Source organism: Bacteroidota bacterium (assembly GCA_018266755.1).
In the GTDB taxonomy this organism is placed as follows: domain Bacteria; phylum Bacteroidota; class Ignavibacteria; order Palsa-1295; family Palsa-1295; genus JAFDZW01.
On the sequence record JAFDZW010000005.1, the window covers coordinates 1,415,194 to 1,428,409 of the forward strand.

8 protein-coding genes are annotated in these 13,216 nt (G+C 56.3%); 2 read left to right on the forward strand and 6 right to left on the reverse strand.

Going from position 1 to position 13,216, the window contains the following annotated elements; translation table 11 throughout:
- Window positions 1–5: 5 nt before the first annotated feature.
- The 6 genes from JSS75_10675 to JSS75_10700 all read right to left on the reverse strand — a co-directional run bounded on the left by JSS75_10675 (window position 6) and on the right by JSS75_10700 (window position 10,601).
- Window positions 6–3,023, reverse strand: coding sequence for a S8 family serine peptidase (locus JSS75_10675; protein MBS1904159.1), 3,018 nt, complete (start codon window positions 3,021–3,023; stop codon window positions 6–8).
- A gap of 119 nt (window positions 3,024–3,142) precedes the next feature.
- On the reverse strand, window positions 3,143–3,985 hold the full coding sequence (locus JSS75_10680; GenBank protein ID MBS1904160.1) for a hypothetical protein: 843 nt from the start codon (window positions 3,983–3,985) through the stop codon (window positions 3,143–3,145).
- Between the two features lie 57 nt (window positions 3,986–4,042).
- A complete protein-coding gene (locus tag JSS75_10685) occupies window positions 4,043–5,824 on the reverse strand; it encodes an exo-alpha-sialidase (protein MBS1904161.1) in 1,782 nt (593 codons plus the stop codon).
- A 116-nt stretch (window positions 5,825–5,940) separates the two neighbouring features.
- Entirely contained in the window at window positions 5,941–8,055 is a 2,115-nt protein-coding gene (locus tag JSS75_10690; GenBank protein ID MBS1904162.1) for a hypothetical protein, read from the reverse strand.
- 82 nt (window positions 8,056–8,137) lie between these two features.
- Complete coding sequence (locus tag JSS75_10695; protein ID MBS1904163.1) at window positions 8,138–8,626, reverse strand: DinB family protein; 489 nt, start codon at window positions 8,624–8,626, stop codon at window positions 8,138–8,140.
- A gap of 16 nt (window positions 8,627–8,642) precedes the next feature.
- A complete protein-coding gene (locus JSS75_10700) occupies window positions 8,643–10,601 on the reverse strand; it encodes an aconitate hydratase (GenBank protein MBS1904164.1) in 1,959 nt (652 codons plus the stop codon).
- Window positions 10,602–11,291: 690 nt separating this feature from the next.
- Between JSS75_10700 and JSS75_10705 the strand changes: the two genes are divergently transcribed.
- Window positions 11,292–11,669, forward strand: coding sequence for an RNA-binding protein (locus JSS75_10705; protein ID MBS1904165.1), 378 nt, complete (start codon window positions 11,292–11,294; stop codon window positions 11,667–11,669).
- A 505-nt stretch (window positions 11,670–12,174) separates the two neighbouring features.
- Entirely contained in the window at window positions 12,175–13,209 is a 1,035-nt protein-coding gene (locus JSS75_10710; GenBank protein MBS1904166.1) for a DmsE family decaheme c-type cytochrome, read from the forward strand.
- Window positions 13,210–13,216: the final 7 nt, after the last annotated feature.

Consider the following 13,216-nt stretch of genomic DNA (forward strand, 5'->3'; position numbering starts at 1 on the left):
TCTGCTTAGCGAACGATCAACTGAGTGCTGCGGGAATCGGTCGGTGTGCTGACAACAAGCCGATATGCCCCCGCATCCAGCGTCGGCAGCGATACAAGCGTTTGCTGCCCGGTCATACGCGACCGATACACCGTTCTGCCGAGGACATCGTAGACCCTGACATCCTGCGCACCGTCAAACGGACTTTCGATATGCAGCATGCCTTCACATGGGTTCGGATAGCATCGCAACAGAGAGCCCGATGCCACTGCCTGACTGACGGAGCTCGTCCCGAACCACGCAGCGGTCGCGTTATCGATCGTACGCTTGAGGTCCGAATCGTCCACGCCGAAGCCGAACACATAGGTTACATGGACCGAATCCATCGACGCGAGCGGTACGTTGCGAAGTCCGTAGATCATCGAGACGTCGCCAGGGCCGCTCAAGAGCTGAGGCGTTGTCATCGTCGTAAACTTGTTCGCATTGGGATATCCGTTGAAGACTCCGATCCCACTATCGCTCCCATCGTTGAGCATCGCAAAGAGATTGAACGAGGTACCGTCGGGCAGCGCAGAAATGATCTTGACGCCGACAAATGGGAAACCGGGATCAAGACGCTTCGTGACCGCAAGCATCGAATCCAGCGGAGATATCATCGACACATTATTCGCTCCCGAAGAGCCGACGTCCCAATCCATGTAGAGCGCCACGGCTGTCTGGTCCGAAGCTGCAATACCGTTGAGCGCATCCTGATGTGATAGCACATAATCGAGAACGACCGCATTCGCTGCGGCACCGCCGAATTCATACGCCGTTGCGTGCACATTCACACCGACTTGCTGTGCGATCAGCGACGAGTCCGCCGGCGAATCGTCGAAGCGACATTCGATCTCTTGTAGTGCGCCCGGTTTGTCCGGTTCGAGTATGTAGTGCGATGGTTCGAGAACCCGGAAATCCTGATCCCAGACAAGGTCATTTGCGGCGCTGGGCGCCGACGATACGACATGATCGGGATCGGTCGCAACCATCAACCCGGCATCGAAGAGCGCAGTCTTGCCGCTGGCGAGAATGCTCGGCGGCGCACCGACCCACGTGAAGCCGCTTCCCTGCTCGTTGTTCGGAGGATCGTTGAAGCCGACATCACCCCTCGCACTGATCGTCGCTGTAATGGTATTTTTGTTCAGATCGAGATACGACGGGTTGATCACAAGCGTGAAGTAATCGATGTCGCCCTGATAATCCGTACCATTGCTGAAGGTCACACGGATCGGAATGACGAGGTCAAGCCCGGCGGTCGGACTGACATTGACATGCAGCGTCCCGGAAACATTCTGTACAACATCGAGGGTATTCGCATCGGGAAATTGCAGATCGTTCGATGTGAACGAGATCGTACCCGGAGTAGGGTCGAGGACTTGAATGTGGGCCGTGAGGTGCTCGATCGGATCGAGAAAATTACGAACCGAAAGCACGATATTCGCCCCTTCGCCACTTTGCAATGTTCCGTCGCCGTCGGGATCATCGATCGTTACACTGACAATTCGAACCGAATGGTGTGGCTTGGTAAGATCCAGTGCAGAGTCCGCCTGAACGATCCCATGACCCGTGAATCCGTTTTGGCGGTCCTGTTCTGTAAGGTTAATTGGGCGTGCCGTCGAACGAATGCGCTCGGCAACCTGATCGGGTGTGAGACTCGGAAACTTCTGGCGCACCAACGCCGCAACACCCGCTGCGTTCGGCGAAGCCATACTGGTACCGTCCATCGAACGATACTTATCGGATGGGATTGTGCTCACGATTCCCTGCCCCGGAGCGGCGACATCGACATGCCTGCCATAACTCGAAAAATATGCAAGCCCGTCGAGTTGATCGGTCGCACAGACCGAAAGCACATGATTAAAACTTGCCGGGTACAAATCCTCAAGCGTCTGGTCGTTTCCCGCAGCGGCAACTACGAGGCAATTCTTCGCCGTCGCATAGTTCACCACATCTTGTCCGAGCTGCGAGAAACCGGTGCCGCCCCATGAGTTATTCACGATCTTCGCGCCCATATCCGCCGCGTACACGATCCCTTCATAACCGAACGCGACGCTGCCGCCGAGATCGTCGCCACATTTCAACGGAAGCAACCGGGCGCCAAAGGCGATGCCGCAAATGCCGGTAATGTTATTTCCTTCGGCAGCCATGATCCCGCCCGTGTGGGTGCCATGCTCGGCGAACGTACTGGGATCGTTATCCGACGTCGAACCGTCGGCGCCAGCAAAATCCCAGCCGTGCCAATCGTCGACGAACCCGTCGCCATCGTCGTCGATGCCATTACTGCGTTTGTCGTACCCGAGCGAATCCAGCCCTACTTCACCCTGATTGACGAAGATCGCATCGCGCAAATCCCGATGATTCCAATCGGTCCCGATGTCGTCGACTGCAATAAGCATCGTCGAATCGCAGCGCACTTTGTCCCACGCTTGGGTCACATGCATCGTTGCGATCGAGTATTGCATCGACAGAAGCGAGTCGTTCGGCACGAATGTCGTTGCATACGCGAATCTCGGCTCGGCGAATTCCACGATCCCTGACTTCCGAAGCCAAACGGCAATCGCAGCGGGTGAGGTGCTCGGATCGAAATGCAGTTCGAAGCATCGGGCAATGCGGTCTTCGCTCGAGCGAAGCATCGCAAGCGCCTCGGTTTCTGCGATACGAGTCGTGAGTTTGGAATTCGAGAACAGAATCGGGTTTGTCCGTTCGCGCAGCGATTCGAGCGCGACATTATGCTGTGCAAACAGCGGTGTAATCCATAAACCCCGGACCGAACCCGGGAGCGAGAACACGTCGCGGATCTGCGACTCTGCGCGAAGTGTGCAACGTTGCGGATCGAAGTGCGGATCGTTCGATACGACGGGTTCAAAGAGTGTGCGCATGCGTTCAACGGCATCCGGAGTTACGCGCACGATGATCCTTCCTGCGACGGGGTTCTGTGCAGCAGCGGAGGACACAATAAGAAAGACGGCCGCAATGGCCGAGAGGATGTTACGATATTGACTCATGAGCTTCTCTATAGGAGTAACACCCGGACCTCAAAAAAGTATCACCTGCCTCCAGAAAAAATGCGGCCCCTGTCCGCCATGGCGGACAGGGGCCAATAAACACTATACCTGGAAATCGGCTATTTTTCCGATCCGGTCGGCAACGGTTTCTTTTGCTCGTCTTGCCGGACAACCTTATAGTCGCTCGGAATCGTCAGAATATCGTCACTGACCGATTCTTCGGACATACTGACCATCTCGCTTTTAATCAGCGTCTGGCCATTATGTGAGAGCGTTGCAACAACCGGCGTCCGACCTTCGCCGAGGAACGGTGCGACGATCGCGAGCGCTTCTTCCATTCCACCCATGCCGGTGCGCTGCTTGCCAAGGAATGCATCGCGGACGATATCGTAGAAATGCAGACGCGAGTCTTGCGTCAGCCAGAACGTCAGGTCGTTGTCGCCGATCTTCGTCTTAAACTCCTCGCATGCCAAACCGTTGATCGTCTTTTTTTGACCGGCGGACTGCGGCATGTGGGCCTGCAGCGAATCGATCATGTCATGATGTCGGTTGATGGAATCGTCGACAACGGACTTCACTTTATCGAACGTATGCAGATCGCTGACGTAGGCCATCTTATCCGGCGTCAAGAGCGCAACCGTACGCGCATTGCGGTCGATAATCGTATGAATCTTGATCGGGAAGCCGATCAGGGACATATCATACGCGACCTTGTCGCCTTTTGCAAACATGGTGATCTCGACCGATGGGCCGCTCGGGTTTACCGCTTCGTGTGCGGCGCCTGCGCCGGTCAGATCCGTGCTGTCACGCTCCTGCTTCTGGCCGATCAGGCTTTTGTTGATCGTGATCTTCTGGACGATCTTGCCTTCAAAACCTTTCCCCGGCGTCTGTCCGCGGTCTGCACACGAGACCAGCACGAAGAGTGGAAGAAAGAACAGATACCGTAGATTGTGGTGAGTCATTGCGCGTTACTGAAGTGATGAATGCGTTGGTCTAACGTCCTGCGCCAACGATTGTTTCTACCGGACCGCGTCCTGAGAGCGGTAGAGGCGCACCGAGCCGTCCGTCTGGGATGGGCTCAGAACATACATCTTATCGTTCGAATCGAAGCGAATGCGCTTCAGCGCGACTCCGGCGGGCATGCCCTGTACGTTCAGAGCTTTGAATGCCGTCGACCCGACCGTCCCCGTCTTGAACCCTGCCGAGCTAAGAAATAGCGCAGTGCCTGCATTGGTAAACGCAAGCGGAGTGCTGTTCCAGCCGTAGGTGTGCCACGTTTGTCCGAAGTCGGCCGATTCGAGTTCTTCGATGAAGTTCTCGGTGTGGGCATACAACTTGCCCGTCGAAGGGTTCTCGGTCATCGTTGTAAAGTTCGTCCCATTCGTGAGTGTTGTGAACGTCTTGCCGCCATCGGTTGACTGCGACAGCAGCCCGTTCGTCCAGGTTGCTACATTCTGATTGTATTGCGCCAAACCGAGCAATAGGTAGCCGTTCGTCCGATTGAAACAGAACATGATGCTCGTCGGCCACGCATTCGATAGGAGCGTAGGCATGGCGTTCGTGGCCCAGGTCGCGCCGTTGTCCGTCGAGCGAAGCACACCCAACCCGACCCCAACGATCGCGATGCGAGACTGTGCATCGGTCGCCAGCCATCCGCTGCCCGCAGCGGCAAGCGTATTCCACGACGAGCCGTTCGCGCGGTACGTCGCTCCTTCTGCAGAAAGCAAGAGCGATTGGTTAACGTCAAAACCAAAATCGAAGATCGACGACACGCTGCGACGCCCGATGGTCTGCCATTGCTTCGCGTCCGACGATTTGAGAATGCCCGCATCGTTGATCGTCCCGACATAGACGATTCCACCCGTCGCAACGACAGGCCCTGCAGTGCAAGGAATAGACGTAGTCCATGAAGTCCCAGCATCAGTGGACTTTGCAAGAGCGGAGATCACGACATCGCTGCCATTCTGGACGTCGTACCCCGTCGCGTAGAGTGCACCGCCGTCGCCTTCGGTCATCTCTTCCGGCGGAGGCATGTTCGTCTGCGTTTCGATATTCGTGAATGCTCCGCCGCCTCTCGAAACTTGCATTCCGTTTATCTTGGGTGCCCAATAGAAGATATTTCCGTTCGATGATTCGAAGACCCGCACTTCAACGAAGTTGATCCCGCTCGACGTAAGCTTAGTCCACGTCGTTGCGTTGTCACTACTACGGAACACGCCGCTTGCCGATGCCGAGAGTAGGTCGCCGTTATGTGCGACGATGAGATAGCACTTAAACTGTAGGTCGGGCGATACGACCTTCGTCCATGTCGAGCCGTTGTCCGTGCTGCGATAGAACGAGCTTCGGTTGAATCCGTCGGAATTGACGATGTAGAGATCGCCAGTGGGTGTGACGACGGGCTGAGCCGTCTCGTTCGTCACGGTGGGCAGTGTCAGCGTGGTGAAGCTGCCGCTCGAGATGTCATACTTGCGAACTTCGTTGCGTGTTGTGGCGATCAACTCCGTATTCGACAGAGATGCCACGTGCAGCAGCGTCGTATCGGTGCCGATCTGCGTCAGCGTCATTGCGGCAGCATCGACTTTCATCAGGCGCCCGTCAACAATTGCGACGACGATGCCGCTTGGTGAAACCGTGAACGCAGAGACCGAACCGCCTGATTGCGGCCTGCCGGTCTGCTCGACGAATGTGACTTCGGTCGGAGTGTTGTTGGTCCCGTTGTTTGTAGAACTATCCGTGGACTGTTTGCACCCTGCAGCCAATATAGAGGCAAGCAGAATAGCAAGAACAAAGCGATTGAGCATGTGCGAAAGGGTTACGTGGATGCGCAAAGATACGAAGCAACATCCGCCTGAATCTGGGTGGAGATACTTCCGGGTGAGGGTAGTCTGTAAGGGTCGGAAGGATTGAACTCGTCCCTTCAGTTAGCCACGATCACCTTTGCAGTTCCAGACACTCCCGCGATGTTAACAGATACGAACAGTACACCGGCAGAACTTGAGCTCAATACGTACCGGTGCTGCCGTTGTCCGATGGTGTGATCATCGTCAGATGTTGACAGGAGCACTTTGCCGAGCAGGTCGGTGATAGTAATATCTGCGCTCAGCGGCTGCGAAGCATGATATTCGAGATCGACCTCACCATGACCGCCCGAGTGAGCGAATACGCGAAGCCCACCCGCGTCACCCGATTGTGCGACGCCGGAAAGCGTATCGGCGAACGTCGTGCGGAAGATGCTGTCCCCCGCTGCGACAAGCAGATCGCTATTATGGTCGAACAACCGCAATGCTTTTTCCGACAAACCGGCATTGAACCATGTCTGACCGTCATCCTTCGAGTAGATGAGCGCATCGTTGTGATAGACTCGTGCAGTGTCGGCGAACACGGTGGTGCCTACGGACTCGAACACCTTCATCCAGCCGACGTCGAAAAAACTGATGGAGCTGTTCCATGTGGTGCCGTTGTCGATCGATCTGCTGAGGAACGGATACAGGTTGCCCATGTCGTTGCCGATCTCGTAGAAGTCAGCGCCAATGAGCACGGTGGACGGGTTCGAAGTAAAACAGTACGACGAGACGTTGCGCGAGAGGAAACTCGAATCCCACGTGGCGCCAAGATCGCGCGACACGATCAGCTCATCCCTGGTCTGCCAACCAACAAGTGCCCCAATGTTCCGTCCGTCGACCTTCATCGCAGAGCTCACGAACCCACAATGCATCGGTTGCCAGGTAAGGCCAAGATCGAACGAGCGGAAGATGTCTCCAACCGATGCATAGATCGTATCTCGGTTGCCACGGATCGACTCGACCGTCGCGTTCAGCGCGAATGCCGTGGACTGAGACCAACTGCGACCAGAGTCCGTCGAGCGGAACAAGCCCTGATCGGTACCCGCAAGGACGACATTGCCCAATGGCATGATATCGTAGACGACCGGCCGTCCCGTTGCACTGGTGATCATCCCGCTATCGCAGTGGACCCAATGATCACCTGCATCACTACTTCTATAGATGCCTGTTGCGTATGCCGAATTCCCTGTACCCACGAACATCGTACGACCTGACCGTTCCAGACGGATGGTTCTCGGCTGGATGGCTTCGTACCCATGCTGCGTCCAGGTGTTGCCGTTGTCAGTCGACGAATAATAGCCATCCATCTGGGAACCGGCATAGACGGTTTGACCCGAAGACGCAAAGCCGTGGACGATCGCATCGCCGAGCCTTGTTGCGCCCCACGTTTGTCCATTGTCGTTGGAAATCAGGACACCACCATTCGGCAGACTCGCATAGAGTGAAGCACCAACTGCGTACAGTCGCAGTACGACCACGTTCGTCAGACCGGTCGATTGCCACGAGGTGCCAAAATCGGTGGATCGCACTATCCCTTGCGCTGTCGCGGCGAACAGATCCGACCCCAATGTGGTCATGTCAATGATCGCAGAATGACGAAGGGTAGCTCCCGCGAGCGACCAACTCATCCCGTTGTCCGTTGACCGATAGATGCCATCATACGTGGTACCGGCGAAGCGTGACGTACCGAGGGAAGCGAGACAGGTGACAGCAGAACTTGCGAGTCCCGCCATTACGATGGTCCACGTTGTCCCTGCATTGCTCGAAACCACCACCCCGCTACCGAACTCGTCTGCGACGATGATGTTCGAACCGGAGACCGTGATCGCGCCAGGTTGGTGGTGGTTGAAGGTTGCGGTATCGATCTCACGCCACGTCCGTCCACCATCATCGGAGCGCAATAACCGTTGAGAACCGGACGACAGAATACTGTTGCCGCTCTTGATGAACCCTGATCCCGCGTTGATCTGTGGTGTTGTATTGCTCCATGTCGCTCCTCCGTCGGCCGAGAACACGCTGCCGCCATAGTATTTTGAAATGACCATACTCTGGCCATCGACATACATCGATCGGATGCTGCCGGTAACGGGTATCGTCGTCGGGTGCCAGTTGTATGGCTGCGCTAGAAGTTTCTCCGTACCGGAGAGGACGAGGAGGAGGAACAGGCAATAGGTTGGGATTCTATTCATTGAACGAGCGACTTAGTGATGGCTCAATGACACCTTACGCCGTGGGAAGATTCCCAATACGACCCGCTTGTGGCGACTAGCGTTATCGTCGAAAGTAGAGGATTAGATCGGTGCCCGGGATACTCGTCACTCCGGCCGCGCGTAGCATCGTCACAACCTGCCCACGATGAAACGTGGCGTGATTGCAGACATGCAGCAATATCTCGTCGAAGCGCTGGCTTGTCTCGACGCCGGAGTGCATCCGGTAGTGGATTACTTCATGCAACTGTTCGTCGCTGAGCGATGCGACATGAGCGATCCAAGCCTCGGTCTGCTGCTTCATGCGTCGGAGCGCTTCGTCGAACGGGCCGTCGAAGAGTTCGAGATCGACATCGCCGGGATTGTGGCCGTTGACGCGTTCGAACCACACCCATTCGGCATCCCAGATGTGCAGGACGGTTCGACGAATGGTCGGGAAACTACTGGTTTGGGGGACATCGAGCGCTTCGGCAGGAATGGCGCCGAACAAACGCTGATTCGCCCAACTGTTGTAGCTCAACAGTTGGGCGAAATGATCGCGTGCAATTGTCATACGATCTCGGAGCGGATTATGCCGTCACCTTCGCAGCTTCCTGCTTCGCATAGGCAAGCGTACCACCGGCGAGGATGATGTGACGCTGACGCTCGGTGAGCGGGCTCGTCACGACGTACGAGAGGTTCTTCGTCTTGTTCGTGACCGTGATCTTCTCCGGGTGCTCGGCGATCTGCACGCGGGCGTTCTCGATCACCAGTTCATCACCCTGTGCGATGGTGTCGTAATCTGCAGCATTGACGAACGTCGCGGGCAGGATACCGAAGTTGATCAAGTTCGCAAGATGGATACGAGCGAAACTCTTGACGATCACAGCCGTGACGCCGAGGTAACGCGGTGCAAGCGCCGCATGCTCGCGGCTCGAGCCCTGACCGTAGTTCTCACCACCGACGAGCATACCGCCGCCCCACTCTTTTGCGCGCTTCGGGAATTCGGGATCCACGCGAACGAGCGTATGCTCGCTGATCGCGGGAATGTTCGAGCGAAGCGGCAACACCTTCGCGCCGGCAGGCATGATGTGATCGGTCGTGATATTATCGACCATCTTCAACAGTACTTTGCCGTGCAAATTCTGTGGTACCGCGTCAAAGCTCGGGAGCGGCTTGATGTTCGGACCGCGCTTGATCTCCACTTTCGAACGGTCGTTGCCCGGTGCGATCACCATGTCGTCATCAACGATGTACTCGTTCGGCTCGTCGATATGTGTGAACGGCAAGCCGAGGTCACGGGGATCGGTGATGACGCCCGTAAGCGCAGAGGCTGCGCAGGTCTCAGGGCTGGCGAGATACACTTTTGCATCAGCCGTTCCGCTGCGGCCTTCAAAATTGCGATTGAACGAACGAACCGACACCGAACCCGACGGCGGAGCCTGTCCCATGCCGATGCAAGGACCGCAACCCGACTCGAGGATGCGCGCACCGCTGCGAATGAGGCTTGCAAGTGTCATGTCCTTATCGCGGGCGATCATCTCGAAGACCTGCTTCGAACCCGGCGTCAGCGTGAAGCTCACACCGGAATTGACAGCCTTGTCCTTCAGGATGTAAGCGGAAATTCCAAGATCGTGGTAGCTCGAGTTCGTGCAGCTTCCGACGCAGGCCTGTGCGATCGGCGTGCCGGCGACGGAGCGTACCGTCACGACGTTATCCGGCATGTGGGGCTGTGCGATCAGCGGTTCGAGCTTGCTGAGATCGATCTCAACGTTCTCATCATAGGTCGCACCATCATCTGCCTTCAAATTCTGCCACGACGCTTCGCGCTTCTGTGCCTTGAGGAAGCTAAGTGTCTTCTCGTCCGACGGGAAGAGCGACGTCGTTGCGCCGAGCTCGGCACCCATGTTGCAGATCGTGAAGCGGTCGCCCATGGAAAGATTGTGTGCGCCTTCGCCGTAGTACTCGATGATGCGGCCTGTACCGCCCTTCACCGTAAGGCGGCGAAGCATTTCGAGGATCACATCCTTACCCGTTACCCAATCGCTTAACGTTCCGGTAAGCTTCACTCCGACCACCTTCGGCATCGGCGTATAGAACGGCTGTCCTGCGAGGGCCATTGCGATATCAAGACCGCCGGCGCCCATGGCGATCATACCGAGGCCGCCGCACGTCGGCGTGTGCGAATCGGAGCCGAGGAGCGTATCGCCCGGAACGCCGAAGCGCTCGCGGTGCACCTGGTGACAGATACCGTTACCCGGACGTGAGAAGAACAACCCATACTTCGCGGCGACCGATTGCAGATACTGATGGTCGTCAGCATTCTCGAAACCCGTCTGCAGCATGTTGTGATCGACGTAGCTGACAGATACTTTCGTCTTGATCGAATCGAGACCCATCGACTCGAACTGCAGATACGCCATTGTTCCCGTCGCATCCTGCGTGAGTGTCTGGTCGATGCGAAGGCCGACTTCCTCACCCGGTTTCGGCAGCGAGGTGTGTGAGAGCAAGTGTGCGGAGAGTATCTTATGCGTCAGACTTTGTGCCATATTTTCGACTTTCTAAATGGTGGGTTGTACTTACAGCACAGTATTAACAACATGCATCGAAGAATGATTTTGGGCGTCAAACAAAGCAAGCAGTAGTAGGACGGACTCTCAGTCCGTCCCCTTTCGGCAACCACGAACATTCGGTCCTGCCCCGCCCCGCCTGTCATTCTGAGCGAAGCGAAGAATCCCTTCAGCAGAGCCGCAGCATGCCCAGGACCGGTGGCACGGACTCTCAGTCCGTGCGCTTTCGGCAGCCACAAACATTCGGTCCTAACCCAACCTCCGCCCACGAATGAATTCGTGGGCTACGCCAGTGGCCGTCCTGCCGGACTCAATGCGGCGAGGCCGCACTGTCCCTTCTCCCAACACGTCATTCTGAGCATTCTTCTGGAACCATAGGAGCAGAAGCGAAGAATCCCTCGGATGAAACGCCGTGAGGCTCCGTTTCAGAGCTTGCGAAACCGTGCAAACTGAGCCACTACCGACCTCCTTTTCCACCGAACGATTCCTTCGGAAATTCGTTATATAATCCGTTGAAAGCTTTCGTTTTGTGTTTTCTCGGGGTTCACTGTTTTGCATCTGGGTGTGTGGTTGCCGTTCGGCGTTCCGTTCTACTTGTGCTGCTTGACTCGACAATCCTTCCGAAGCGCATCGTAAGCAGTATCTGAATCACTTAATCTAAGGAAGAATATGAAAATCTATGTAGGCGGCTTGCCGTACCAGACGCAGGACGACCAACTCAACCAGATCTTTACCGCATACGGTGAAGTTTCCAGCGCAAAGATCATCATGGATCGCGAAACCGGCCGCAGCAAAGGCTTCGGTTTTGTCGAGATGCCGGATGACGATGCAGCAAAGAAGGCCATTGCCGAGCTCAACGAAGCAGAGCTTGGTGGCCGTACGTTGACCGTGAACGAAGCTCGCCCGATGGCTGAGCGTTCGGGCGGCGGTGGCGGACGCGGCGGTTACGGCGGCGGCGGTGGTCGCGGCGGTTACGGCGGCGGCGGCGGACGTGGCGGTTACGGCGGCGGTGGAAACCGCGGCGGTGGCGGCGGCGGCCGTTGGTAAGCCAACCCGAAGAATCTCTTCACGAACAGGGCAGTCAGATTGACTGCCCTGTTCTGTTTTAAGCGGCGTCCTCTCCCACCAGGCACACCCCTCCCTCCGGCCCTAACATACCGTATTAAATTCGTTTATGAACTTTTGCTCATTCTTCGTAAAGTCCTCTTACGCCTTGTAAAGAATCCTGTTGTGATAGCCATAAAATCAAATCGATAGGCAGGGGAGCGTGCACCGTCGAACTGCGAAATAGTAAGAGAATTTTCCCTTTTTGGAGGGCTGGCACAGTTATTGTCTTAACGCGCCCTGTCGGGTGAAGTTATCCGGCACGTTCATCGAAAGAAGAGTGGCAATAGAAGCCGTAAGTAGCCGACGAAGCTGTAGGGACGGACGACCGATGCGCAATGGACCCTTAACCTATGATTATAAACAACCTACAGCTTTGTTAGCCTATTCAAATACCCCCTTCTCTTGTGTGGGTTGTGTACTATAAACATCTGCAAAGATCGATGCCATGAGAACTCTAGTCTATCATCTATTAATCAGTGCCGCAGTCGTCTTGGCTGCAGGCGGTGTGGAACGAGCCTTCGTTTCGCACGCAGGGACCGGCCTGGCACCCGCCATCACGGGGACCAGCACGTCCGGCACACCGGTCGCGGCCAACGTACCGTCGGGCAAATGCACGATGGTCGGTGGGAGCGCAACCAAGGACATGACGTCCGAGAATACCGCGTTCAAGGGTGCCAAGACCGACCCGGAAGAATGCGTGAAATGCCATGAAGACGAAGTCGCTTCGTACAAGAGCACGACGCATGCAAAATCCTGGCAGAATGGCCAGTCATGCGAAAGCTGTCATGGTGAATCCGCCAAACACGTGGAGACTGGTGGTGCCCCCGGCACGATCCAGACGATGAAAGGCAAATCGGCGAACGAAGTGTCGCAGACCTGCCTCAATTGCCATCAGCGCCCGGGCGAACAGAGCCATGGTCAACTGAGCGAGCATTTCCGCGCCGGCGTCGGCTGCACCAGCTGCCACGACGTGCACCCGAGTGCTCAGCATAAGCATGAAATGAACAATGCCGGTATGAGCGCAATGCTCAAAGGCAAGCAGACAGACCTGTGTCTCTCCTGTCATAATACGGTTAACTCGGACTTCAACAAGCCGACGCATCACCGTCTGAAGGAAGGCATCGTCGAATGCTCCAGTTGTCATAACCCGCACGGCACGACGCAGGAACATCAGCTTCGCGCCGACAAGAAGACCCTCTGCTTGAACTGTCACCAGGATAAACGCGGACCGTTCGTGTATGAACACAACGCGACGGCTCTCGAGGGTTGCGTCGCCTGTCACGAAGGACACGGCAGCTCCGCTCGAAACCTGTTAAAGGATCGCGATCCTCGAACGCTGTGCATCAGCTGCCACTCGAAAGAGATCGGCGCCGGAGTACCGCATAGCCGCGCAAACTTCAGTCTGCAGACAACCGGCGACTGCACGCGCTGCCACAACACGATCCATGGTTCGAACCGTGACGAATACTTCATCCAATAGGAGGGCA